The sequence below is a fragment of the Curvivirga aplysinae genome, from assembly GCF_009711445.1.
GTDB classification, from domain to species: Bacteria; Pseudomonadota; Alphaproteobacteria; order UBA8366; family Aestuariispiraceae; genus Curvivirga; species Curvivirga aplysinae.
In genome coordinates this window covers 1-23,829 of the sequence record NZ_SMMC01000204.1, presented here as the reverse complement: position 1 = coordinate 23,829, position 23,829 = coordinate 1, and the positions used below count along the sequence as shown (strand labels likewise).

Sequence of the window (23,829 nt, the reverse complement as noted above, 5' to 3'; positions counted from 1 at the left end):
TTCCCCTATGCAGAATACGAAAAATTTACTTACAGATCAGGATGGTGCCGCGGTTCATTTAGTTAATGAGAAAGGCTCTGCATCTTTGATTATTACCTGTGATCATGCCAGTAACGATGTACCTAAATCACTTGAGAGTCTAGGGCTGGATCAGTCAATTTTAAATCAACATATGGGATATGATATTGGTGCCGCACCGATTGCTGAAATCTTGTCGGAAGCTTTTGATGCACCAGCGATTTTTTCTGGGTATTCCCGATTGGTTATAGATATCAATCGACCCGTAGATGATTTTACAAGCATTAGGGCCATTAGTGATGGCGTTATTATTCCTAAAAATAGACGCGTTACTTGTGAAGATAAAACGGCGCGCCAGGAAGAATTATATTGGCCATATCACAATCGATTAGCCGCAATTGTCGATGCGAAAACCACAAATGATCAAATGCCAATTATGATTTCAGTACATAGTTGTACAGATGAAATGCATGGGCAAAAACGCCCTTGGCATATAGGTGTATTAACCAATCATGATCGTCGTGTTGGTGAAGCTTTAATCGCCGTACTTGAAGAACAAAATCCAGATTTAATGATTGGTGATAATAAGCCATATTCTGGTTGGGATCCTTATGGATATACAGTTGAAAATCATGCGGTGCCTCGTGGCATGCCAAATGTATTACTAGAAGTGCGACAAGATTTAATTGCTGATGAGGCTGGACAGAAGAAATACGCAGAAATTCTGCGTAAAGCATTCGCCGTCGTTTTAGCAGATAAAGATCTATATACCGCTTTCTAGGGAAGGGGATGTGCTATGATTGAAGATAGGTCGCCGATTACATTAGGTATTGAAGAAGAATATCTTTTAGTTGATCCAGAAACCCGAAATTTGACTGAAGATGCCAAGGTTCAGGAGGCAGTCATTGAGGAAGTTCAGGCTAGTGTTTCTGATGATGTTGGTTTTGCAACACCTGAGTTTTTAAAGGCTCAAGTGGAAATAGGGACTTCGGTTTGTCATTCTGCTTCTGAAGCGCGAGAAAAACTGGTGATTATGCGAAAGGCTGTGGCGCAAGCGGCCTCTAATCATGGACTTGCACCAATCGCTGCATCTACACATCCGATGGCAAATTGGCAATCTGTGCAACATACGGATAAGGAAAGATATAAGGCGCTGGCGGCGGATTTACAGTCTGTAGGCCAACGTTTGGTCATATGTGGTATGCATGTCCATGTCGGTATCGAAAAAGATGAACATCGCATCGATTTGATGAATCAGATCAGTTATTTCTTACCTCACTTATTGGCGCTAAGTGGGTCATCGCCGTTTTGGCGTGGACGCAATACTGGACTTTCTAGCTATCGTATTGCGGTTTTTGATGAGTTGCCACGGACGGGATTGCCTGAAAAATTTGAGAGTTGGGCAGAATATCAAAACCATTTAAATGTGTTGGTTGATGCGGGCGTTATTGAAGATGGTTCTAAACTTTGGTGGGATATACGCCCTCATTGTCGTTTTCCAACCTTAGAAATGCGATTGGCTGATATTTGCACCCGCCTTGACGATGGTGTGGCAATTGCAGCACTTTATGCCTCCCTTATTTCCATGTTACAGCGCCTTCGCAAGAATAATCAGCGCTGGCGTATCTATAATAAAATGTTGGTGAATGAAAACAGATGGCGTGCGCAAAGATATGGTCATGCTAAAGGGCTTATTGATTTTGGCCGCGGAGAGATTATCTCTTACTCAGAACTTTTAGAAGAAATGATTGATCTGACAAAAGAAGATCAGGAGCGTCTTGGCTGCGTCGCGGAAGTTGCACATGCGAGAACTATCCTTGAACGCGGCACAAGTGCGCAAAACCAAGTGCGTGTGTATGATGAAGCAATCGCATCTGGCGCTTCAGAAGAACATGCGTTACATGCTGTTGTAGATTGGTTGATTAAGGAAACAACGACGGGACTATAATGTCTTAGTTTATGGAGCAAGATTATGGATGAACAAACAAAATTAGAACTAGAAGCCGCAGCTTTCAGACGAATGGTTGCACATTTCCAGGAACGTACCGATGTGCAAAATATCGATGTGATGAATTTGGCTGGCTTTTGCCGTAACTGTTTATCCAAATGGTATTTGGCCGCAGCAGAAGAAAAGGGTGTTGATTTAGATTATGATCAAGCCCGTGAAGTTGTCTATGGTATGCCATATGGTGAATGGAAGGCTAAGTATCAAACGGAAGCCACCGCAGAGCAAAAAGCAAAATTTGCGGAGAGACATTCAAATCACTAGGATGCTAGGGTGTTCTCAGGCTGATTAAACGGCCTGAGAATGTTTTCCTTTACCTGTCTCCAGATATTCGTCAAAAAGAGCGGCAACAGCTCTGACAAAAGGTTTGCCTTCCTCAGTTACTTTGATTGTTTTTCCTTCGCGAGAGATTAAACCGTCTGCTTCGAATTCTGCCAATCTTGGACCAATTGTTTGCGCAAGATTATCGGCCGCACCATATTGATGGGCAATGTCATCTAATTTTACTTCATATCGACACATAACATGCTGGATAGCGGTGCGTCGCATTCGATCATTGCTCGTTGTTGCGACCCCTTTAGCCACGGGCAATTTATTGGCGTCGATTGCACGCACATAACTGCGCATGTCGGGGAAGTTCTGGATATAACCTGCATCACTTACCCCAATTGACGAAACGCCCATACCAATCAATGTTTCTGCCTCGTCATCTGTATAGCCCTGAAAATTACGCGTAAGACGATTTTCTTCCACAGCCAAAGAAAGCGGATCATCTGGTAAGGCAAAATGATCAAGACCGATTGCACGATAGCCAGCTTCACATAACAGTTCTGTGGCAAGTTGCTGTTGTTTCATACGTTCTTCTGAAGAAGGAAGTGCCTCTTCCGGGATCATCTTCATATGGGTTTTCATCCAAGGCACATGGGCATAGCCAAATAAAGCTAAACGTGTTGGTTTCAAGGCTTTCACAGCGTCCACATTTGCGCGGATACAATCTAAGTCCTGATGCGGCAAACCATAAATCAGGTCAAAGTTAATGTCAGTGATACCTTCGGATCTAAGTAATTCGACAACCGCTTTGGTTTCGTCATAGGGCTGGATACGGTTAATGGCTTTTTGGACTTTCTCTGTCATATCTTGAATGCCAAGGCTTGCACGGGTAACGCCTGCATCAGCCAGTGCACGAACAGCTTCTATCGTCATACCACGTGGATCAATCTCAACAGCAAATTCGGCATCTGGTAAAACCGCGAAATTTTCAAAGATATGATTTGCCAATTTTATGATGTCGGAAGGCTCAAGGATCGTCGGGCTGCCGCCACCCCAGTGGATATGTTTGACCGGATGCTTTTTATTGCCATGACTTTCTTTAAACTTTTGTGCAACCAGTTCAATTTCACGGAATAGATATTTTAGATATTTTTGTACCGGCTCATAACGTCGGGTGATTTTGGTATGACAGCCACAAAACCAGCATAATGTGTCACAAAATGGAATGTGGAAATAGAGGGATAACCCTTCATCGGAAGGAATAGTCGCGATCCACTCTTCATATACCTCGCTCGTCACGTCACTTTTGAAATGAGGTGAGGTTGGGTAACTTGTATAGCGCGGTACCGGTGCAGAATATTTTTTGAGTAATTCATCTTTTGTTAGCATGAGAAGCATATTGATGATCTTTTTCATAAATTTCATTGATATTGATCAATCAAAAACACAGTTTTTCAACTTTCTTCTTAAAAGCGTTGAAAGCTCCGCTGCATCCCACTATCTTGTGCGGCAGAATTTTTCTAAGAGTGGTAAATAAGATTTCATTAAATTGAGAGAAGGGATTTTCATGTCTGATATGGATGATGAAATGGAAATGGATGCCGAAATGGAAGCAGAAGTATCTGAACCAGTAACGGCACCAATGCAAGGTATTCCGGCTGATACAGGTTCTGTAGATTATGCTGCGGCAATTTCGTCTGAACAAACACATCATGACCGTGGTCCAGGTGGTGCGACAGGGGCACGCTTGCGCAGCTTTATTGAGCGTATCGAGCGCCTTGAAGAAGAGAAAAAGGGCATTATGGATGATATGAAGGAAGTTTTTGCTGAAGCAAAATCAGATGGTTTTGATGTAAAGATCATGCGTCAGATTTTAAAAATCCGCAAAATGGATGACGCCGATCGTGCTGAACAAGAAGCATTACTTGAAACTTATATGTCTGCGATTGGCATGTAAGCTGATTTATAATCAAATACGACCAGTAAATAGCCCGCCATTTCGGCGGGCTTTTGTTTTTATTCTGCTGCTATTGCGGGAGACGGGTTTTTAAACTGTGCTAATAGCACTTGTTTATTTGCTTCCACATCTGCCAAATGTTTGTCTTTGACGTGACCATATCCACGAATATGTTCAGGTAATGTGGCCAAAGCAACTGCGGTTGCGTGATTGTCTTTGTTTAGATTGCTTACAATCATATCAAGCATATCTTGATATTCTTTGATCAAGCGACGTTCGATTTTACGTTCTTCATTTCGACCAAATGGATCAAGTTTGGTGCCGCGTAATCCTTTGAATAAAGGTAATACTTTCATTACATTTAACATCCATGGGCCATATTCACGTTTTTTCGGCTTACCTGTATTTGGGTCAACTTCTGCCGTTGACGGTGGCGCCAAATGAATTTTAACTTTGAAATCACCTTCGAATGCTTCGTTGAGCTGCTTCATGAAACGTCCATCTGTATATAAACGTGCAACTTCATATTCATCTTTATAAGCCATCAGCTTATATAAATACTTTGCAACCGCTACAGTTAGCTCTTCCGTAATATTACCTATGACAGATTTTTCTGCTTTCTGGACTTTGCGAACAAATCCTTCATACATATTTGCATATTTACTATTTTGATATGCAGTTAGATCTGCCATACGATGTGCGATGATTTCTTCAGCTGTTTGAGGGAAGGCCTTTTGTGTAGCTCTTGGATCGGCTTTGCGTTCACCAATGATCTTCTTGATAGCATCAAGGTTATGCGCCGCGCGGCGTCCCCATAAGAAGGCTTTCTGATTGGCTTTGATTGCAACACCGTTTAGTTCGATTGCTCGTATAATTGCTTCTTCCGACACAGGAATGAAGCCATTTTGGAAGGCATAGCCCAACATAAACATGTTGCTGGCAATGGAATCCCCCATCAATGCCGTTGCAATGGCGGTTGCTTCTACAAAATGAGCATTCTTCTTACCAACACCATCACTGATGATATTCTTGATCTCAGAAGTTGGAATCGTGAAGTCAGCATTTTTGGTGAATTCACCCGTCACAGATTCATGTGTATTGATAATGGCTTTTGTGTGATCGCGTTCTGTTTTTGACATGGCGTCAAAATTGGACGCGGTAATCATATCACAGCCAAGAACCAGTTTGGCACCACCAGCTGCAATACGCACTGCATTGATATCTTCTGGTGTATTGGCGATTTGAATATGGCTGGTCACAGAACCACCTTTTTGTGCCAATCCCGCCATATCAAGTACGGAACAACCTTTGCCTTCAAGATGTGCCGCCATACCAAGAAGGGCGCCAATTGTAACAACTCCTGTACCACCAACACCTGTGATTAAGATACCATATGGATCTTCGATAACCGGTATTTTTGGGGCAGGTAGCGTTTCGAAGATATCACTCACACCTGCTTTGGCAACGGCACCATCGCTTGCGCCTTTACCTTTACGTGGTTTTCCGCCATGTACTGTTACAAAGCTTGGGCAGAAACCATCTACGCAAGAAAAGTCTTTATTGCATCCAGATTGATCAATCACACGTTTACGACCAAAAGCTGTTTCTTTTGGTGTCACAGAGACGCAGTTGGAAACTTCACCACAATCACCACAACCTTCACAAACGGCCTCATTGATAAAAGCGCGTTTAGCAGGATCTGGATAGGTGCCACGTTTACGACGACGACGTTTTTCCGATGCACAGGTCTGATCATAGACCATGACGGTGACGCCTTCGATATCACGTAACATTTTTTGCACATGATCCAGATCGTGACGGTGGAAAATCTCGGTGCCAGCCGGGAAGAAGCCCGGGACTGTATATTTTTCAGGCTCATCCGTGACAACAACGACTTTTTTTGCACCCTCAGCCTTTACCTGATGGGCAATATCGCCTGATGTAATGACACCATCAATTGGTTGTCCACCTGTCATAGCAACAGCATCATTATAAAGGATTTTGTAGGTTATATTCACTCCAGCCGCGATGGATTGACGTACAGCTAAAATGCCGGAGTGGAAATAGGTGCCGTCTCCAAGATTAGCAAAGACATGTTTGGTTTTTGAGAATTTCGCCTGCCCAATCCATGGTGTGCCTTCACCGCCCATTTGAGTGAATGTATGTGTTTCACGATCCATCCAGCTGGCCATATAGTGGCATCCAATACCCGCTAGCGCACGAGAGCCTTCAGGTACTTTTGTCGATGTATTATGTGGGCAACCAGAACAGAAATAAGGAATGCGTGTGACAGACGCCGTGCGTTTATTGAGTTCTTTTTCTTTATCATCAAGAAAAGCAAGACGATTACCGAAGTGAGATTCCATTTCGGATGTTGTTCCACCTTTCATTTTACGTAGGCGGTCTACAATCACGCGTGCGATGCGGGCAGGGGTCAGGTCACTGGTTGATGGTAAAATCCATTCCTGATTTTCATCAAACTTACCAACCACACGGGGACGCACAGCTTCGTTCCAATTATATAACTGTTCTTTGATCTGATTTTCAAGAAGGGCGCGTTTTTCTTCAATCACAATGATTTCTTCATGCCCTTCGGCAAATTCACGAATACCATCGCGCTCTAACGGCCAAACCATACCAACTTTATAGATAGAGATACCGATTTCTTTTGCATATTCTTCTGTAATTTGTAGGTCTTCTAAAGCCTGACGAACATCTAAATATGTTTTACCTGCGGTGATGATGCCAAGACGACGTTTCGGACTTTCAACCATAGTTTTGTTGAGTTTATTCGCCTTACAATAAGCTAATGCCGCATATAGTTTATATTTATGAAGTAAATGTTCCTGTTCTAGTGGTGTATGTGGAATACGAATATTCAAGCCACCTTCAGGCATTTCAAAATCTGTTGGAATAATCGGTTTAATACGATCTGGGGATACATAAACACTGGCAGAAGTTTCGATATTATCAGCCAAAACTTTGAAAGCTGTCCAACAACCGGAGAAGCGAGACATTTCGATACCGTGTACACCAAGATCCAAAAATTCCTGTACACCAGCAGGATAAAGGACAGGGATACAGGCATCCATAAAGGCATATTCGGTTTGATGAGGTAAAGTGGACGACTTACAGTTATGATCATCACCAGCGAGAACTAACACACCACCATGTTTGGATGTGCCCGCTGCATTGGCGTGTTTGAAAACATCGCCTGTACGATCAACACCCGGACCTTTACCGTACCACATGCCAAAAATACCATCGACTTCGCTATCATTAAACAATTGAGACTGTTGTGATCCCCAGACGGTTGTTGCTGCGAGCTCTTCATTGACACCCGGTTGGAACTGGATTTGGTTTTCTTCAAGATATTTTCGTGCAGACCATAATTGTTGGTCAACTGCGCCAAGTGGCGAACCACGATATCCTGAAATAAATCCAGCTGTGTTTAGCCCCGCAGCCAAGTCACGTTGACGTTGCATGAGAGGTAAACGAATCAAAGCCTGGGTCCCGGTCATGTAGACGCGGCCTTCTTGTAGCTCATATTTATCAGCAAGGGATACGGATTCTAACTTCATAATTTCTCTCCCGACCATAGGTCTATTGCCTATTCGCAGCATCTTTTAGGAAGATATGATTTTATTGATTTTCTTATATCTTCTGCCGGAAAAGGCGATCCTTAAACTTCTTTAGCTTCTATATAGGTTAGCATTACTGACCTAAATTGCAAGTAATTTTATTACTCATTTTGATTGTTTTATTACTTACGAAGAATCTAATTAAAAGGGACTTCTTGATCTTCTAGGAAATTATACGCTATACCGTTGCGTAATTGGAAATATCTTTTTCGTGACCCTTCAAATCCACGATTTTAAATCAGGAATTTAAACATGACTGTATTGGTAACAGGCGCTGCAGGCTTTATTGGTATGCACACAAGTATGCGACTTATGTCACGCGGTGAAAAGGTTGTAGGTATTGATAATCTGAATGATTACTATGATGTAAATCTGAAATATGCACGCCGTGACCGTCTTCAGGAAAATGAGAATTTTGAGTTTTTCAAAGTAGACCTTGCCGATCAGGAAGGTTTAAAAAAGGTTGTTGAGGCACGTCCGGATATCGATCGAATTATTCACTTAGCTGCACAAGCAGGTGTACGTTATTCTCTAGAAAACCCACATGCTTATATTCAAACCAATGTGCTTGGGCATTTGAATGTCATGGAATTAGCTCGTCACAAAGAAGGTGGCATAAAACATATGGTTTATGCATCTTCCTCAAGTGTATATGGCGGCAACAAGAAAAAACCATCTTCTACAGATGATTTAACTGAGACACCAATCTCTCTGTATGCAGCGACAAAGAAATCTGACGAATTGATGAGCCATACATATGCGCATCTCTTCAGAATTCCGATGACGGGCTTGCGCTTCTTTACCGTATACGGTCCATGGGGGCGTCCAGATATGGCAGCTTGGATTTTCACTAAAAAAATGTTTAACGGGGAGTCTATCCCTGTATTTAATAATGGTGAAATGAAACGTGATTTTACCTATGTGGATGATATCGTCACCGGTGTTATTAATTGTTTGGATAATCCACCTGAAGATAATAGTGAGCAGGCACCGGCACGGGTTTACAACATCGGTAACAACAAACCTGAACAGCTAATGGACATGATTGGTATTTTAGAAGAAGCTACAGGTCGAAAAGCAAATTGTGATTTCCAACCGATGCAGCCTGGTGATGTGACTGAATCATTTGCAGATATTGATCCAATGCGTAATGATTTTGGATATGAACCAACGACGCCGATTTCTGTCGGTATACCTAATTTTGTGAATTGGTATAAAGAATTTTACGGTATCGAATAAACAAAGCTTGATACCATATGATCTAAAGAAAAGGCCGGAAGAAATTTCCGGCCTTTTTATATTTATTCTGCTTCGATGATCTTAATTTCTTTGGTGATGTTAGCAACTTGTCCAAGCATCACACTAGCTGAACAATATTTTTCACCAGAAAGCTTCACGGCACGATCCACTTTTGCTGGGTCCAGATTTTTACCAGTGACAATGTAAGTCATATGTATATCGGTAAACACTTTTGGGTCTGTATCAGCACGTGTGCCATCTACTTCGACCACACAATCTGTAACATTCTCACGACCGCGTTGTAAGATATGTAATACATCAATACCGGAACAGCCCCCCACACCCATCAAGATTAATTGCATAGGGCTTAGGGCTGTTTTGCCATGTGCTGTAGTGTCATCAGATGCATCAATTACAATAGAATGACCACTATCGGCACTGCCGACGAAACGTTGTCCTTCAACCCATTTAACTCGTGTATTCATTTTTTCCTCGTTTAGTTACGCAAAAGAGATTTGCGCGTTAAGAATAGAGTGCTTCCAATTCTTCACCGTAATTTTCAACAATGACATGTCTACGTATTTTCATGGAAGGTGTCATCATTGCGTTTTCAACGCTGAATGCTTCTTTGATCAATATAAATTTACGCACCTTTTCGATCACAGAAAGCTCATTATTGGCTCTCGTGATTGCGGCTTTGATGGCATTGTTAACCGCTTCATCATCATTTGTATCAATACCTTTTTCGGATAAAGCTTCAAAATCTGGAACTATTGTTGCTACCAGATGCGGGCGGCGATCGCCATATACCATACATTGTGCGATTTCATTTTCTAAACAGATAATGCCTTCAACACGTTGAGGGGAAAGGTTGTCACCACCTGAATTGACAATGATATCCTTCTTACGATCTGTAATCATCAGATAGCCATCTTCATCTAGCCTTCCTATATCCCCTGTATGAACCCAGCCATTTTTCATTGCGCTGGCGGTTTTTTCTGGGTTGTTCCAGTAACCATTCATGCAAAGTTCACCACCAATCAAGATTTCACCATCTTCAGCGATTTTAATATCTACATCGACCAGGGCAGGACCGACTGTACGAAGTTTGTTTTTAACAGGGCGGTTCACGCTAACCACAGGTGCGGTTTCAGTTTGTCCATACCCTTGTAACACACGTAAGCCAAGTGCAATAAAGAAGAGGCCTACATCATAATTCAAAGGCGCACCACCGGATACAAAGGCTTTTAAACGTCCTCCAAAGCGTGCTTGCACTTTTTTGCGAACCAGTTTGTCCAGCAAGATATTAAATAGTTTCTGGCCAAGGCTCATTGATTTTGGGGCTTCATAGTGACGCGCGCCAAGTTCCAAAGCGTTCATCAATAGCTTTTCTTTTAAGCCGCCTGTTTTCTCTGCATTACGTAGAACTTTACCACGGATATTCTCATATAAACGTGGTACAGCAGTCATGATTGTTGGTTGTACTTCCGCTAGGTTATTCAATAGTTTATCGATACCTTCGGCATAGTAAATTTGCGCACCAGCCCCAACTGGGAAAAATTGACCAGCCGTATGTTCATAGGAATGACTAAGAGGCAGGAAGCTTAAGAAAACTTCTTGTTCTTTCCCAAAATTTGGTAGTTCTGCTAAGGCATCATGTGCCCCTTTACAGTTACAAATAATCGCGCCGTGAGACAGCATTACACCAGCTGGTACACCGCCTGTGCCGGAAGTATAAATGATACAGCATGTGTCAGAACGTTTTAGGTTTTTTGCGCGTTCACGGATATCAGAGTCAATTTTCCGCCCTTCACTGAGGACAGCCTGCCAGTTTTTAACCTGCAATCCTTGGGCTGGCTTTTTGCTTGGTTTTTCAATGCTTATAATCATGTTGCATTCAGACGCAGCTGCCGCAGGTACAAATTTTTGCAATAAAGCATCAGTAGAAACGATAGCAACCTTGGCACCACTATCATTAATCACATGTAAATGATTTTCTGTTGTATTCGTTGTATAAGAGGGAACTGTAATTGCCCCAAGGCACATAATAGCGATATCGGCAATTAACCATTCCGGACGATTTTCTGACAAAAGTAGAACGCGATCACCCGCTTTAACTCCCTGTGCTTCCAGACCTTTAGCGAGGTTTTGCACATCACGCGCAACTTGCGGCCAACTCATACTTTCCCAGATACGTTTTGCGTTATTCTTTGACCAAAGGAACGGTGTATCTGCCATTTCGTCGGCTTTATCGAAAAATAAGGAAGGCAGGTTTAAGGCGTCGTCATATTGCTTGGCGGCGGTGAGGTCTTTCACGTTTGTAATCCCTATTGTGGTTCTTGATTTATTATCATGCTTTTGCAGCAGTATAGCTTTTTCGCAAGCTGCCTATCAATCCCAATAATTCCCTATTTTCAGCCCTTAATTTGGAAAAGAAGTTGGAAAAAGTCACTGGACGTTGATTTGTTGAATCACTACATATGGAAGGTAGAAATAAATTTAAAGCCTGTCTGAAAGGAAAAATGTCAATGGCTGACGTTGCAATGGATTTGCCGAACTGGGATTTAACAGATTTATATCCGGCACCGGATTCAAATGTTTTTAAAGATGATATGGAAAAATCCCAGATTTTAGCGGAATCTTTTGCGCAAGAATATCGTGGCAAAATTGCGGATTTAGATGGTGATGCTTTGGCAACGGCTATCGTGGCCTATGAAGAGCTGGATGAAAAACTGTCACGCCTTATGAGCTATGCATATTTGGTTTATGCGGGTGATATGGGGGATGCGGATGTGACCCGTTTTTTCCAGGACGCACAGGAACGTATTACAGCTATTTCCACGATTGTTTTATTCTTTTCGCTGGAATTGAACTTGATTGAAGAAGAGGCCTTGGGAAAATCTATTTCGGATAGTGAAAAACTTTCTCATTATCAGCCATGGCTTCGTGATGTGCGTGCTTTTCGCGAACATCAATTACCAGAAGATCAAGAACGTATTTTGCATGAAAAATCCTTAACGGGCCGTTCCGCTTGGGTACGCCTTTTTGATGAAACATTGGCGAGTTTGAAATTTCCCTTTCAAGGTGAAGAAGTCACCAATGCGGAAATCCTACATAAGATGAGTGACCCGCGCGAAGAGATACGCAAAGAAGCCGCGGAGTCTTTAGGTACTGTATTTGGCAATAATATCAGTCTGTTTAGCCATATCACGAATACTTTGGCAAAAGACAAAGCAATGGAAGATGAATGGCGCGGATTTGAACGCCCTGTATCCAGTCGCAATTTGTCCAACTATGTAGAAGACGAAGTTGTCGATGCATTAGTGGCGGCTGTTAAAGAATCCTATCCGTCTCTTTCTCATCGTTATTACAAATTAAAAGCCAAATGGTTAGGCGTTGATAAACTAAACTTCTGGGATCGCATGGCACCATTGCCCGAAGAAGATGATCGTGAAATCCCATGGACAGAGGCGCGTGATACGGTCCTTCAAGCCTATGGCCGTTTTTCAGATGACCTTGCGGATATTGGTCAGGTTTTCTTTGATAAAAACTGGATTGATGCAGAGGTGCGCGCTGGCAAAGCGCCCGGTGCATTTGCCCATCCAACGGTGCCATCTGCGCATCCATATCTTTTAGTGAATTATCAAGGTAAAACACGCGATGTTATGACCTTGGCCCATGAACTTGGTCATGGTGTGCATCAGGTTTTAGCGGGTGGACAGGGGCATTTAATGGCGGACACGCCTTTAACATTGGCGGAAACCGCATCTGTGTTTGGGGAAATGTTAACTTTCCAATCCATGCTTGCCAATGAAGATGATCCAAAGCTGAAAAAAGCCATGTTGGCGTCTAAAGTAGAAGACATGCTGAACACAGTGGTGCGCCAAATTGCTTTCTTTGATTTTGAACAACGCGTACATGATGCTCGGAAGAATGGCGAACTCTCCGCCGAAGAAATCTGTGACATCTGGATGGCAGTATCGGAAGAAAGCTTAGGAGACGCCTTTATCTTTGGTGAAGCTTATAGAAATTATTGGGCTTATATTCCGCATTTCATCCATTCGCCATTTTATGTTTATGCCTATGCATTTGGGGATTGCTTAGTGAACAGCCTATATGCACTTTATGAGCAAGCAGAGAGCGGTTTTGCAGAAAAATATCTAGACATGTTGCGTGCAGGTGGAAGTTTGCGTCACAAAGAGCTTCTAGCACCATTTGGTCTGGATGCCTCTGATCCAGAATTCTGGAAAAAAGGTCTTTCCATGCTGAGTAACTTTATTGATCAACTGGAAGCTATGGAGTAGCTAGGACTTTATAAGGAGCGACTATCATAGTCGCTCTTTTCTTTTAAGTTCTGAAAAGCTTTATTAATTTTGGTTTTGAAGGCATCTAATTTTCCTTCATTGAGATTTTCGCTTTCATATAGTGACAGAAATTGTAATCGACAGTTTTCTGTGCAGGCACCAAGCAAGCCATGCTTAAGTATCTTTTTGACGGGTTGGCGCATAACCAGACGGTCTACCCACCATGGGGAACCTAAAGTCGTAACAACGACGACTTCTTTTAATTTTTTAAGTCTTGGGCTGATGGGGCCTAAGTCACTTGCATGATCATAGGCAATACCTGGCCCCCAAACGCGATCAAACCAACCTTTTAACATGGCGGGAAATGAAAACCACCATGTTGGAAAAACGAGCACTAGAAGTTCGGCTTCAAGTAATCTTTCGACTTCATCTGATACCGTCGAAGAGTTATATGGATCGTCATAGAAAGATCGTCTTTCATCTGCAGTAAGGGCGGGTTGGAAATTTTGTTCATACAAATCTTCGATGGTGACTTCATGTCCTTGGCTTTGAAGTTTATCTGCAACATGGGATGATAAATGTTTGCATAGACTATTCGTTAAAGGATGGGTCGTAACCAACAGGCATTTCATCGTTGTTCTTTCTATTTGTTATGCAATCATGTGAGCAGATGTATGACAGTCATGTATATGTCATGATTCTTTGATTATATTTGGGGTGAATTTTCTTTTTCATAATATGTGAAGGCTCAAAAAAATTCGTTTAAATGCAAAATTAGAAAGACACGATATACATTGTTAGGCTACGATGTGTTTTGAATGATAAGAATAACTTAAGAAATAATAGTTGAGTAAGGGAAGTAAGATGAAAATCGCCGTGTTGAAAGAACGGCGCGCTCATGAAAAGCGTGTCGCGGCTTCGCCTGAATCTGTCAAAAAACTTGTGCAGATGGGGGCAAATGTAATCATAGAAACAGGCGCTGGTGAAGGCGCAAAAATATCTGATCAAGTGTTTAAAGATGCAGGTGCAAGCATCGCCAAAGATGCATCAAGCACAACCAAAGGGGCAGATATTGTTTTAAAAGTCCAAGCCCCAATGATGGCGGACGAAGGCACAGATGAGTTAAAGTTACTAAACCAAGGGCAAAGCCTTATCTGTATTCTAAACGCGTTAACACGGTCAGACTTAATTCAGGCTCTAAGTAAACAAGGCGTTCAGGCATTTGCCATGGAATTGGTTCCTCGGATTAGCCGTGCCCAAAGTATGGATGTTTTGTCTTCCCAAGCCAATATTGCAGGATATAAAGCTGTCCTTGATGCACAGGAACATTATGGTCGCGCAATGCCGATGATGATGACCGCGGCGGGCACAGTGCCGCCGGCAAAAGTTTTTGTCATGGGCGTAGGCGTAGCTGGGCTTCAAGCTATCGCGACAGCACGTCGATTAGGCGCGGTGGTCAGTGCCACTGATGTGCGTCCGGCGACCGAAGAACAAGTTCATAGCCTTGGCGCTGAATTTGTCGCAGTGAAAGATGATGAATTCCTACAGGCCCAAACAGATGGCGGATATGCCAAAGAGATGTCTGATGAATATAAGGCAAAGCAAGCTGCACTTGTGGCAGAAACAATTGCCAAACAGGATATCGTGATTGCGACTGCACTTATCCCGGGCCGTCCGGCACCAGTTCTGGTCAATGAAGATATGGTCAAATCTATGAAAGCTGGATCGGTCATCGTCGACCTTGCTGTGGAGGCAGGTGGTAACTGCCCGCTGAGTGAGTTTGGAAAGGTTGTTGAGGCGCATGGCGTTTCTATTATCGGACATGCCAATATGCCATCGCGCGTCGCAGAAAGTACCAGTCTGCTTTATGCCAAAAATCTATTGAATTTCTTAACACCGATGTTGAGTGCCGGAGAAGGGAAATTCACGGTGGATCGTGAAGATGAGATTATCAAAGGTACGTTAGTTTGCAGCGGTGGTGAAGTTCTGGAAGGCCTTATAGCTGCAGCATTGCCTAAGAAGGTATCGGCGAAAAAGGCGACGGCGAAAAAGGCTGCAAAGAAAACTGCGACCAAGAAAGCAGCGTCTAAAAAGGCGAGCGCGAAAAAGAGTAGCGCTAAGAAATCTGCCGTGAAGAAAGCGTCTGCGAAAAAGGCATCGGTGAAAAAAGTAGAAAGCAAGGAGGGTTAAGACGATGGATAAGCAACAAATTATCGATCAGGCAAATGAGTTAGCATCGCAAGCTCAACAACTTGCTGACACTATTGGGTCAAATGCGGTTGAAGCTGCACCTGCTGTGGCATCAGTTGCAGAGGCCACAGGTACAACACCATTTGTCTTCTTATTCACTGCATTCGTATTGGCCTGCTTCGTAGGCTATTACGTGGTGTGGTCTGTGACACCAGCTTTGCATTCGCCGTTGATGGGGGTCACGAATGCGATTTCTTCTGTGATCATTGTCGGGGCGCTTATCGCGGCGGGACCTAGTGATATGAACCTGTCCAAGATATTTGGCTTTATTGCGGTGGTGCTTGCCAGTATCAATATCTTTGGCGGCTTTGTCGTGACGAACAGGATGTTGTCCATGTTCAAAAAGAAACAGAAAAAAGCATAAATAGGGAAGGGAGATAAGATCATGGAAAATTTATCAGCTTTTGCCTATTTGATTGCGGCAGTTTGTTTCATTATGTCCTTACGTGGGCTTTCTTCGCCTGACACAGCGCGTCGGGGAAATATGTTTGGCATCGCAGGTATGGTGATTGCGATTGTGACCACCTTGGCAATGCCGAATGTATTATCTTATGAACTCATCATTGCAGGTATCCTTATCGGTGGTGCCATCGGTACAGGGATTGCTTTAAAAATTCAAATGACAGCTTTGCCGCAATTGGTTGCTGCTTTCCATAGTTTGGTTGGTTTAGCTGCTGTCTTTGTAGCGGGGGCTGCATTCTATGCACCTGAAGCTTATGGTATCGGTGAGGCGGGCAATATTGGTGCGGCCAGCTTGATTGAGATGAGTTTAGGCACTGCAATCGGTGCGATTACATTTACGGGGTCGATTGTGGCCTTTGGTAAGTTACAAGGCATTTTCCGATCCGCACCTGTAACATTTGCCGGACAACATATGTTAAATGCGGCTCTTGGTGGGCTTCTGGTTCTGCTGGTGATCTGGATGTGTGTGGATCAGTCTGCGACCTTGTTCTGGGCGATTGTTCTTTTATCTTTGGCCATTGGTTTCTTGTTGATCATTCCAATCGGTGGGGCTGATATGCCTGTAGTCGTGTCCATGTTGAATTCCTATTCAGGTTGGGCGGCTTGCGGTATCGGTTTCACATTAGCCAATACGGCTTTGATCATCACAGGGGCGCTGGTTGGCGCATCCGGTGCGATCCTAAGTTACATTATGTGTAAGGGGATGAACCGTTCTATTATCAATGTTATTCTAGGTGGCTTTGGTGCGGATGCAGGCGCTGGTCCCGCGGCAGGTGCTGGTGGTGAAGATGACCGCCCTGTGAAGGCAGGTAGTGCAGATGATGCAGCTTTCTTGATGGAAAATGCATCTTCTGTGATTATCGTGCCGGGCTATGGTATGGCGGTGGCCCAAGCTCAACATGCCTTACGTGAAATGGGTGATTTATTGAAAGAAGCGGGCGTCAAGGTTCGTTACGCCATTCATCCTGTTGCAGGTCGTATGCCGGGTCATATGAATGTATTATTGGCGGAAGCCAATGTCCCTTATGACGATGTCTTGGAATTGGAAGAAATCAATCGTGATTTCGCCCAAACGGATATTGCCTTTGTGATTGGGGCCAATGATGTCACCAATCCAGCTGCGAAAACAGATCCAGCTAGCCCGATCTTCGGGATGCCTATTCTTGATGTGGAAAAAGCGGGACAGGTATTGTTTATTAAACGATCCATGGCGTCCGGTTATGCGGGGGTACAGAATGAACTATTTTTCCGTGATAATACCATGATGCTTTTTGGTGATGCCAAGCATGTGGTGGAGGATATCGTAAAATCTATGGAATAGTGTTTACAAAAGCTAGAAAAGAAAAGGCAGCAAACCAACTTGCTGCCTTTTTAGTTTAGAGGGTATCTAATCCTAAATCCATATTGGGTGCAGAGTGGGTCAACCAGCCTATGGAGATCACATCAACGCCTGTTGCGGCAATTGATGGGGCGGTTTTGGCTGTAACGCCGCCGGAAGCTTCGGCAACCGCTTTGCCATCAATCATCTTTACAGCCTTGGTCAGCATTTCCGGCGTCATGTTATCTAGCAAGATGACATCTGCACCTGCTTCAAGTGCTTCGTTCAATTGTTCAAGGGTATCCACTTCGACTTCGATTTTAACCATATGACCTGTATGTGATTTTGCACGATGTATCGCTTGTTTAACACCACCTATAACGGCGATATGATTGTCTTTAATCAGGATAGCATCATCTAACCCGAAACGATGATTAAAGCCGCCACCTGCGCGAACGGCGTATTTTTCAATCGCACGCAATCCCGGAGTAGTCTTACGGGTGCAGGTGATCCGTGCCTTGGTGTCTTTGACACTATTGACGATCTCTCTGGTGACGGAGGCGATCCCGGACATCCGCCCCATGAAATTGAGAGCAACCCGCTCAGCCCCTAAAACTGCACGTGCATTTCCTTCTATTGTCAGGATCGTATCTCCTGCTTTGACCTCGCTACCATCCGGTAGATGAACAGTGATTTTGGCATCACGGTCCAAGAAGGTGAAAGCAGCCTTGGCAAAATCGGTTCCTGCAATGCAACCATCTATACGTGCTCTCAGCGCCACCTTGGTTCTCATATCTGCAGGGATAATACTATCGCTTGTAATATCACCAGCCCGCCCGAAATCTTCGGCAATAGATGCCTTGACCGCATCATTAATAATATGTTGGGGAAGGGGAATTAAATCTGTCATCGATTATATCTTACTTATTCAGTGGAACTGCAATCATACGTTCAACTGCTTGGCGTGCTTTCGCAGCCAATGCAGGATCGATGGTGATTTCTGTAGTCATATCGCGTAATGCCGTTGCGATATTTTCCATGGTGATTTTTTGCATATGTGGGCATAGATTGCAGCTGCGGATGAAATTGGTTTCAGGATGTTCCGCTACCAAATTCGCACTCATAGAACATTCGGTGATAAGGGCAACTTCTTTTGGTTTTTGTTCTTCTACAAAACGGCTCATATCTGCTGTGGAACCCGCATAATCAGATTCATGTAGAACTTCTGGTGGGCATTCAGGATGGGCAAGAACGGTTGCGTCAGGATGTGCCTTTTTTAATAACTTTATTTGTTGTCCGGTAAAACGTTCATGTACTTCACAACGGCCCGGGAAAGTGATGATTTCCACATCTGTTTGTTCCGCAACATTTTGCGCTAAGAACTCATCGGGGAAGAGCATAACTTTCTCGACACCAAGAGATTCAACGATTTGCTTGGCATTGGCAGAGGTGCAGCAAATATCAGATTCTGCTTTGACTTCGACGGTTGTGTTTACATAGGTGACCACAGGAACGCCGGGATGAAGCGCACGCATTTTACGGATATCGTCTGCAGTGATGGATTCTGCCAAGCTACATCCTGCTGTGGGATCAGAAATAAGAACCGTTTTTTCAGGATTCATCAATTTGGCTGTCTCTGCCATAAAATGTACACCCGCAACAACAATGATATCCGCATCCACATCCATGGCACGTTTTGCTAATGCGAGGGAGTCACCAGTAATATCGGACACACAATGAAAGATATCTGGCGTCATATAGTTATGACCAAGGATAATCGCATTCTTCTCTTTTTTGAGACGAAGAACATCTTCGATATCTGATTTATAAAAATCCCATTCATCATCATTGATAACAGATTTAACACGTTCACGAATATTGCTGAGTTCCAGATCCAGTTCTGGGGTGCCTACCTGATCAAGCATGGTTTTATTCCTTTATTTGCTCAATTTGAGTATATTTTATACTCAGTAAGAGTATTAGTTTGTCAAAAAAATATGACGCTGTTGAAAGCTTACTTAAACTACTTTTGAGTATAAGTCTAGCGTTCTTAGGAATACATTAAAATAATGATTGTTTCCATTAGGGAGAGACTAGCTGTTAGATAAGGATGGCAGAGTGATATTTGGATCTTGGCGTTCAGCCATAACTTCGGCACGGAAACGGTATAATTGAGCAGGACGGCCACCTGTTTGTTCGGAAACCTCGCCTGTGGGCTCCACCATGCCTGTACGTTCCAAAAGGCGTCGGAAGTTTTGTTTATGAAGCTTTATACCAGATAGGGCTTCAACTAAATGCTGTAACTGCAATAGAGTAAAGCTTGATGGCATCAATTCAAATACAACTGGACGATACTTGATCTTTGACCTTAGGCGCCCTATGCCAGTAGCTAAAATTCGGCGATGGTCATATTCCATTGGGATGCCAGTTGGGAAGGGAAGTTCTTGGTTTTTGTCACGCAAAGATTCGACAATCAGATCTGCTTCATAGAGAAGTTCATAGCGTTCTAGAACAAGTTCTTCATTCCACTCTTTGGTCGTTTTGCCAAATAACTTTTGAATACGTGCACGTTTTTCTTGTTTATCGTGGTCATTCGTTGCATGAGCTGCCCAATCCTCTAATGATTCATTAATCTGAGTAAGGATTGCTGGTTGTCCTTCGCGCCAATCCTCCCAAGGGAAGAAGGCATAAATATCTTTCCAGAGGTTGGTTTCGGAAAAAGCATTGGATTCTTCGATAGCTTTACCGAGTAGGAGAGCAAGATAACCAATACTTACGAAACGAGGGCCGCCTTTTTCTTCTTGTGGATCACGGCCCCGGTTTCCGAATGTATAAAGCTGTTCAATATAGCCAAGTTCAAGTTTTGCTTGATCATCTACTAGCGCATGGACATTCTCCTCTAGTGTGCGATAGGAAAGTGGCTGAAAGACATCAAAAGGAAGTTCGTTAATATTTTTATGTTTGTTGCGCACTAAAAAGCGCGGAACCGGGTCATCCCAAGCAATGATTACGGCATTTAGACCAATAACGACACTATGGTTTTGAGGTTTATCAGGCATTAGAAAGCGTAAAATTTCCGTCTTGGTTTTAGGGATTCTCGATGAATTCGATTTCTTTTTATAGAAGTAATCTGCCCCAATTGAGAGATCAATCAAAAAGATATGATGGTTTTATGGCAGTTATTGATTGGTGAATTTTAGTAAGTAATAGGTGTAATAAGTTGGTATTGTTGAATTAAAATTAGGATAACGGCGTTGTTACTGAGATTTGAGCAAGATTTAGTTGAAATTTTATCTATTTATTCTTATATTAGTAATCTAAATAGTGGCGAAGAAAGTCTAAGCTTATTTTAGAACTGAACCGCGAATTATATCGTAAAAGGAGATATTGGTCGCAAAGACTCGGTGTTTTGATAGAAGATTGGTTAGAAGACGTTTTGTCAAAACGATCTAAAATTTAGACCATAAGGAAGAGCTACTTCCAAGATTAGGCATTCATGTCGTCACATTGAATTGGGGCACTCTAACAAAGGAGGATGATATGAGATATCTAATCAATATGATCGCACCCACTTTGGTTGCTCTGGCCATAGGGCTTGGCAGTTTTTCTGCTTCCGCAGCAGGCGTGTGTGGTCCACATGAAAAAATCGTACAACAACTTGAAGATGGCTATGAAGAGATCCGGTCTGGCTATGGTTTGGCTGGTAATGGGTCCTTGGTAGAGTTGTTTGTTTCCAAAAGCACAGGCAGTTGGACAGTGATGCTAACTCGTCCTGATGGCTGGACTTGTCTGATGGCAACTGGCGGTAACTGGGCAAACTTGCCCGCTATTGAGAAGGCAGCCGAAGAGCTGATGTAAAATGATCTATGAGTGTATCTGAGCCCGTCAGAGTTCTATTTAAAGAAAGCCGACGGGTTCCTTAGAATTTACTCATTGATTAATAATAGATTTTTCTATGTTATGGATTGGGGCTTCTGGATGAAATGCATAGAAGGCAAAAGCAAATTCTACAAAATAGGGAATATCTTTCCCATCCTGACGCACAATAATATTTCCTACATCTTTCCCATTTGGAATCCATTCCGTGTCTAAGGCGGACACTTGACCAGCTTCCCAAGTAATTTCAATGTTTTCATCAGTTATAATCTGACCATGTTTTTTAAGAAAACTAAAACTCCAAGCCTGTTTGCGATCAGATAAAGAAACAACTCGCTCCAACGGCTTAATATTCTTGGGTAAGTCGCCTTTATATAAGAAGGGGTATCCACCATCATATCTGCTATAGGGGTTGCTACCATAAGGGCGCATATTTTGATCATTCGGAATAAGAAGCAAGGCGTTTTCATCAGTTCTTGCCAAGAACTTTTCAAAGCTTTCTAATCTGGAAGGGATAACGGTTAGGTCGTTACCTGTGAGTTCTCCGACAATTGCTTCACCGGAAAATTGTTGCCACCAACTTTCAGTCTGACGATCCCACATAATGAGATCTGAATGACGTAGTTTCCCGGTTGTTCCAAAAGTATATATCTCATTCTTTAAACGACGGTCATAAACGATAGAGGCATTGCATAAAGGGCAGAAAGTAACTGCAATTGGAAGGTTATCGATTTCGTCATTCACAATTTCATGCCACATCATAATGCGCAAAGGATATGCCTTGGCAATACCATTATGAATGACGCTGATGACAGGCTCATTCGGTTCGATCATTTGATTTTGTGATGCTTGAATAAAGATTGGATTGTCGATAGGTGGGATACCGTCTTTGGAAGGGCCGCCCGATAAGATTTCGGAAAGGTCAATATTTGTTTTGCTGAAATCTGTTTTTGGCCAGCTATTGCGCCAATCTTTCTCGGCACCAACCACATCAAATGAAGCGATAACACCTAAACATATTAAGAATAAGGTAATGATACTTCGCATTGGCCTGCTCCTCTCGACGTTTAATATGGAGGAGGGGGCATAAGAATACGAATAAAGCCTGTTAACATTTATGTGACTATATATATTTGATAAGAAATACGCAGATGGTCTGTAAGCCGGGTTCTGTCCTCTCCAGATATAACTATCTGCGGGGATGATCATTCATCTGGGATGCCTGTTGCCAGACACCTCGGTGCAACCTACCCGAACAGTGATGCGAAAACTCACCTGCAAGCCGAACTTGCGACTGTTCCTATTCGGTTTTGCTCCCGGTGGGGTTTACCATGCCCGACTTGTTACCAAGTCAGCGGTGCGCTCTTACCGCACCCTTTCACCCTTACCTAACCGTGATTAGGCGGTTTCTTTTCTGTGGCACTTTCCCTAAGGTCACCCTCGCCGGACGTTATCCGGCACCGTGTTTCCGTGGAGCCCGGACTTTCCTCAGTCAAGCTGGTTTCCCTTGCAAGACCGCGATCATCCGACCATCTGCGTGGGCTTTATCTAGTGGGTTTTGTTGAAAAAGGCAAATAGGAAAGAAAAATGGGAGGTTTAAAACTTTCCATCGTTGTAATCCTGAAAGGCTTGAAGGATTTCTGCCTTTGTATTCATAACAAATGGACCACCCCGAGCCACGGGTTCATTTAAAGGCTTTCCTGCCAATAACAGGAACCGAGCATCTTGTCCCATTGTTTTAATGGAGACTGTGTCACCGTCTTCTAAAATGGCGAGTTGATCTTGGCCCACCAAGGTTTCTCTAGCACCTACATATAAATCGCCTTCAATATTATAAAGGGCTGAGTTATGACCTTTTGGAATCGATTGTGTGAAGTTATCACCTGCTTTGAGATTGATGTCGAAATATATCGGCGCAGTCGCTTCTGCCTCAATCGGTCCTTTTGTGTTTTTATCAGTTTTACCGGCAATTACTTTGATACGACTTCCAGCTTTATTGGCTTCAATAGGTAGATCCTTTGAAACATATTCTTGATAACGTGGTTCAGACATCTTTTGAGTAGCAGGAAGGTTGATCCATAATTGAAATCCTTTTAACAAACCTTGTTCTTGTTCAGGCATCTCGGAATGTATAATGCCGCGACCTGCTGACATCCATTGTACATCACCTTCTTCGATAACACCTTCATGACCGGCATTGTCCTTGTGACGCATACGCCCATTTAAAATATAGGTGACGGTCTCAAACCCACGATGTGGATGTGCAGGAAAACCTCCCAAGTAATCTTGGGGACTATCTGATCCAAAAGCATCCAGCATCAAAAATGGATCTAACATATCAAGTTTAGGTGTGCCGATTACGCGCGTTAATTTTACACCATCGCCATCTGACGCAGGAAGACCTTGAATGATTTCTTTGACTTCTCTCATATCTTAAATCCTTTTTAATTTTACGATCTATTATATAGGATTTTTGTGGAGAAAATTAA

General features: G+C 43.1%; 20 protein-coding genes and 1 other RNA gene. 10 read left to right on the top strand and 11 right to left on the bottom strand.

The features are described from left to right. Window positions 1–7 precede the first annotated feature (7 nt). The 3 genes from E1160_RS13605 to E1160_RS13595 are packed head-to-tail and all read left to right on the top strand — an operon-like array spanning window position 8 to window position 2,287. Complete coding sequence (locus tag E1160_RS13605; protein ID WP_218048902.1) at window positions 8–799, top strand: N-formylglutamate amidohydrolase; 792 nt, start codon at window positions 8–10, stop codon at window positions 797–799. Window positions 800–814: 15 nt separating this feature from the next. Next, window positions 815–1,966, top strand: coding sequence for a carboxylate-amine ligase (locus E1160_RS13600; protein ID WP_155156079.1), 1,152 nt, complete (start codon window positions 815–817; stop codon window positions 1,964–1,966). A 24-nt stretch (window positions 1,967–1,990) separates the two neighbouring features. Then, the gene (locus E1160_RS13595; RefSeq protein ID WP_155156077.1) at window positions 1,991–2,287 is read left to right on the top strand and encodes a DUF1244 domain-containing protein; all 297 of its coding nucleotides are present in this window, start codon (window positions 1,991–1,993) and stop codon (window positions 2,285–2,287) included. Between the two features lie 24 nt (window positions 2,288–2,311). Here E1160_RS13595 and hemN read toward each other — a convergent pair whose 3' ends face one another. Next, window positions 2,312–3,709 carry an oxygen-independent coproporphyrinogen III oxidase gene (hemN, locus tag E1160_RS13590; RefSeq protein ID WP_235914151.1) on the bottom strand — a complete coding sequence of 466 codons (1,398 nt, stop codon included), beginning with the start codon at window positions 3,707–3,709 and terminating at the stop codon, window positions 2,312–2,314. Between the two features lie 151 nt (window positions 3,710–3,860). Here hemN and E1160_RS13585 point away from each other — a divergent pair, with 151 nt between their 5' ends. Next, window positions 3,861–4,250, top strand: a complete 390-nt coding sequence (locus tag E1160_RS13585) for a DUF2312 domain-containing protein (RefSeq protein WP_407923898.1) — start codon at window positions 3,861–3,863, stop codon at window positions 4,248–4,250. 59 nt (window positions 4,251–4,309) lie between these two features. Here the strand turns inward: E1160_RS13585 and E1160_RS13580 are convergent, their stop codons facing one another. Then, window positions 4,310–7,849: an indolepyruvate ferredoxin oxidoreductase family protein gene (locus E1160_RS13580; protein WP_155156075.1), complete on the bottom strand. Its 3,540-nt coding sequence runs from the start codon at window positions 7,847–7,849 to the stop codon at window positions 4,310–4,312. A gap of 294 nt (window positions 7,850–8,143) precedes the next feature. Between E1160_RS13580 and E1160_RS13575 the strand changes: the two genes are divergently transcribed. Further along, the gene (locus tag E1160_RS13575) at window positions 8,144–9,130 is read left to right on the top strand and encodes an SDR family NAD(P)-dependent oxidoreductase (RefSeq protein ID WP_155156073.1); all 987 of its coding nucleotides are present in this window, start codon (window positions 8,144–8,146) and stop codon (window positions 9,128–9,130) included. A gap of 62 nt (window positions 9,131–9,192) precedes the next feature. On the opposite strand, the gene E1160_RS13570 is transcribed toward E1160_RS13575, so the two are convergent. Further along, window positions 9,193–9,615, bottom strand: a complete 423-nt coding sequence (locus E1160_RS13570) for an OsmC family protein (protein ID WP_155156071.1) — start codon at window positions 9,613–9,615, stop codon at window positions 9,193–9,195. A gap of 37 nt (window positions 9,616–9,652) precedes the next feature. Continuing rightward, window positions 9,653–11,446, bottom strand: coding sequence for an AMP-dependent synthetase/ligase (locus E1160_RS13565; RefSeq protein ID WP_328597158.1), 1,794 nt, complete (start codon window positions 11,444–11,446; stop codon window positions 9,653–9,655). Window positions 11,447–11,658: 212 nt separating this feature from the next. Here E1160_RS13565 and E1160_RS13560 point away from each other — a divergent pair, with 212 nt between their 5' ends. Next, complete coding sequence (locus E1160_RS13560; protein WP_155156070.1) at window positions 11,659–13,434, top strand: M3 family oligoendopeptidase; 1,776 nt, start codon at window positions 11,659–11,661, stop codon at window positions 13,432–13,434. 8 nt (window positions 13,435–13,442) lie between these two features. Here E1160_RS13560 and E1160_RS13555 read toward each other — a convergent pair whose 3' ends face one another. Continuing rightward, window positions 13,443–14,066: an NAD(P)H-dependent oxidoreductase gene (locus E1160_RS13555; RefSeq protein WP_155156068.1), complete on the bottom strand. Its 624-nt coding sequence runs from the start codon at window positions 14,064–14,066 to the stop codon at window positions 13,443–13,445. A gap of 232 nt (window positions 14,067–14,298) precedes the next feature. Here E1160_RS13555 and E1160_RS13550 point away from each other — a divergent pair, with 232 nt between their 5' ends. The 3 genes from E1160_RS13550 to E1160_RS13540 are packed head-to-tail and all read left to right on the top strand — an operon-like array spanning window position 14,299 to window position 17,467. Beyond that, a complete protein-coding gene (locus E1160_RS13550) occupies window positions 14,299–15,624 on the top strand; it encodes a Re/Si-specific NAD(P)(+) transhydrogenase subunit alpha (RefSeq protein ID WP_155156066.1) in 1,326 nt (441 codons plus the stop codon). A gap of 4 nt (window positions 15,625–15,628) precedes the next feature. Further along, a complete protein-coding gene (locus tag E1160_RS13545; RefSeq protein ID WP_155156064.1) occupies window positions 15,629–16,048 on the top strand; it encodes an NAD(P) transhydrogenase subunit alpha in 420 nt (139 codons plus the stop codon). A 21-nt stretch (window positions 16,049–16,069) separates the two neighbouring features. Continuing rightward, window positions 16,070–17,467 (top strand): NAD(P)(+) transhydrogenase (Re/Si-specific) subunit beta, encoded by a 1,398-nt coding sequence (locus tag E1160_RS13540; RefSeq protein ID WP_155156062.1) that lies wholly within the window; start codon window positions 16,070–16,072, stop codon window positions 17,465–17,467. 55 nt (window positions 17,468–17,522) lie between these two features. On the opposite strand, the gene nadC is transcribed toward E1160_RS13540, so the two are convergent. The 3 genes from nadC to E1160_RS13525 all read right to left on the bottom strand — a co-directional run bounded on the left by nadC (window position 17,523) and on the right by E1160_RS13525 (window position 20,523). Beyond that, a complete protein-coding gene (gene nadC / locus E1160_RS13535; protein WP_155156060.1) occupies window positions 17,523–18,374 on the bottom strand; it encodes a carboxylating nicotinate-nucleotide diphosphorylase in 852 nt (283 codons plus the stop codon). 10 nt (window positions 18,375–18,384) lie between these two features. After that, window positions 18,385–19,389: a quinolinate synthase NadA gene (gene nadA, locus E1160_RS13530; protein WP_155156058.1), complete on the bottom strand. Its 1,005-nt coding sequence runs from the start codon at window positions 19,387–19,389 to the stop codon at window positions 18,385–18,387. A 168-nt stretch (window positions 19,390–19,557) separates the two neighbouring features. Beyond that, window positions 19,558–20,523: an NUDIX hydrolase gene (locus E1160_RS13525; RefSeq protein WP_155156056.1), complete on the bottom strand. Its 966-nt coding sequence runs from the start codon at window positions 20,521–20,523 to the stop codon at window positions 19,558–19,560. A gap of 481 nt (window positions 20,524–21,004) precedes the next feature. On the opposite strand from E1160_RS13525, the gene E1160_RS13520 reads away from it, so the two are divergent. Next, window positions 21,005–21,322 carry a hypothetical protein gene (locus E1160_RS13520; protein WP_155156054.1) on the top strand — a complete coding sequence of 106 codons (318 nt, stop codon included), beginning with the start codon at window positions 21,005–21,007 and terminating at the stop codon, window positions 21,320–21,322. Between the two features lie 72 nt (window positions 21,323–21,394). Here the strand turns inward: E1160_RS13520 and E1160_RS13515 are convergent, their stop codons facing one another. The 3 genes from E1160_RS13515 to E1160_RS13505 all read right to left on the bottom strand — a co-directional run bounded on the left by E1160_RS13515 (window position 21,395) and on the right by E1160_RS13505 (window position 23,770). Then, window positions 21,395–22,387 (bottom strand): DUF3179 domain-containing protein, encoded by a 993-nt coding sequence (locus tag E1160_RS13515; protein WP_155156053.1) that lies wholly within the window; start codon window positions 22,385–22,387, stop codon window positions 21,395–21,397. 96 nt (window positions 22,388–22,483) lie between these two features. Continuing rightward, window positions 22,484–22,877: RNase P RNA component class A (rnpB, locus tag E1160_RS13510), an RNA gene on the bottom strand. 59 nt (window positions 22,878–22,936) lie between these two features. Then, complete coding sequence (locus tag E1160_RS13505) at window positions 22,937–23,770, bottom strand: pirin family protein (protein ID WP_155156051.1); 834 nt, start codon at window positions 23,768–23,770, stop codon at window positions 22,937–22,939. Window positions 23,771–23,829 lie beyond the last annotated feature (59 nt).

Coding starts and splice junctions, on each gene's coding strand:
- E1160_RS13605 (WP_218048902.1), top strand. CDS start 8: ATGCAGAATACGAAAAATTTACTTACAGATCAGGATGGTGCCGCGGTT.
- E1160_RS13600 (WP_155156079.1), top strand. CDS start 815: ATGATTGAAGATAGGTCGCCGATTACATTAGGTATTGAAGAAGAATAT.
- E1160_RS13595 (WP_155156077.1), top strand. CDS start 1,991: ATGGATGAACAAACAAAATTAGAACTAGAAGCCGCAGCTTTCAGACGA.
- hemN (WP_235914151.1), bottom strand. CDS start 3,709: ATGAAAAAGATCATCAATATGCTTCTCATGCTAACAAAAGATGAATTA.
- E1160_RS13585 (WP_407923898.1), top strand. CDS start 3,861: ATGTCTGATATGGATGATGAAATGGAAATGGATGCCGAAATGGAAGCA.
- E1160_RS13580 (WP_155156075.1), bottom strand. CDS start 7,849: ATGGTCGGGAGAGAAATTATGAAGTTAGAATCCGTATCCCTTGCTGAT.
- E1160_RS13575 (WP_155156073.1), top strand. CDS start 8,144: ATGACTGTATTGGTAACAGGCGCTGCAGGCTTTATTGGTATGCACACA.
- E1160_RS13570 (WP_155156071.1), bottom strand. CDS start 9,615: ATGAATACACGAGTTAAATGGGTTGAAGGACAACGTTTCGTCGGCAGT.
- E1160_RS13560 (WP_155156070.1), top strand. CDS start 11,659: ATGGCTGACGTTGCAATGGATTTGCCGAACTGGGATTTAACAGATTTA.
- E1160_RS13555 (WP_155156068.1), bottom strand. CDS start 14,066: ATGAAATGCCTGTTGGTTACGACCCATCCTTTAACGAATAGTCTATGC.
- E1160_RS13550 (WP_155156066.1), top strand. CDS start 14,299: ATGAAAATCGCCGTGTTGAAAGAACGGCGCGCTCATGAAAAGCGTGTC.
- E1160_RS13545 (WP_155156064.1), top strand. CDS start 15,629: ATGGATAAGCAACAAATTATCGATCAGGCAAATGAGTTAGCATCGCAA.
- E1160_RS13540 (WP_155156062.1), top strand. CDS start 16,070: ATGGAAAATTTATCAGCTTTTGCCTATTTGATTGCGGCAGTTTGTTTC.
- nadC (WP_155156060.1), bottom strand. CDS start 18,374: ATGACAGATTTAATTCCCCTTCCCCAACATATTATTAATGATGCGGTC.
- nadA (WP_155156058.1), bottom strand. CDS start 19,389: ATGCTTGATCAGGTAGGCACCCCAGAACTGGATCTGGAACTCAGCAAT.
- E1160_RS13525 (WP_155156056.1), bottom strand. CDS start 20,523: ATGCCTGATAAACCTCAAAACCATAGTGTCGTTATTGGTCTAAATGCC.
- E1160_RS13520 (WP_155156054.1), top strand. CDS start 21,005: ATGAGATATCTAATCAATATGATCGCACCCACTTTGGTTGCTCTGGCC.
- E1160_RS13515 (WP_155156053.1), bottom strand. CDS start 22,387: ATGCGAAGTATCATTACCTTATTCTTAATATGTTTAGGTGTTATCGCT.
- E1160_RS13505 (WP_155156051.1), bottom strand. CDS start 23,770: ATGAGAGAAGTCAAAGAAATCATTCAAGGTCTTCCTGCGTCAGATGGC.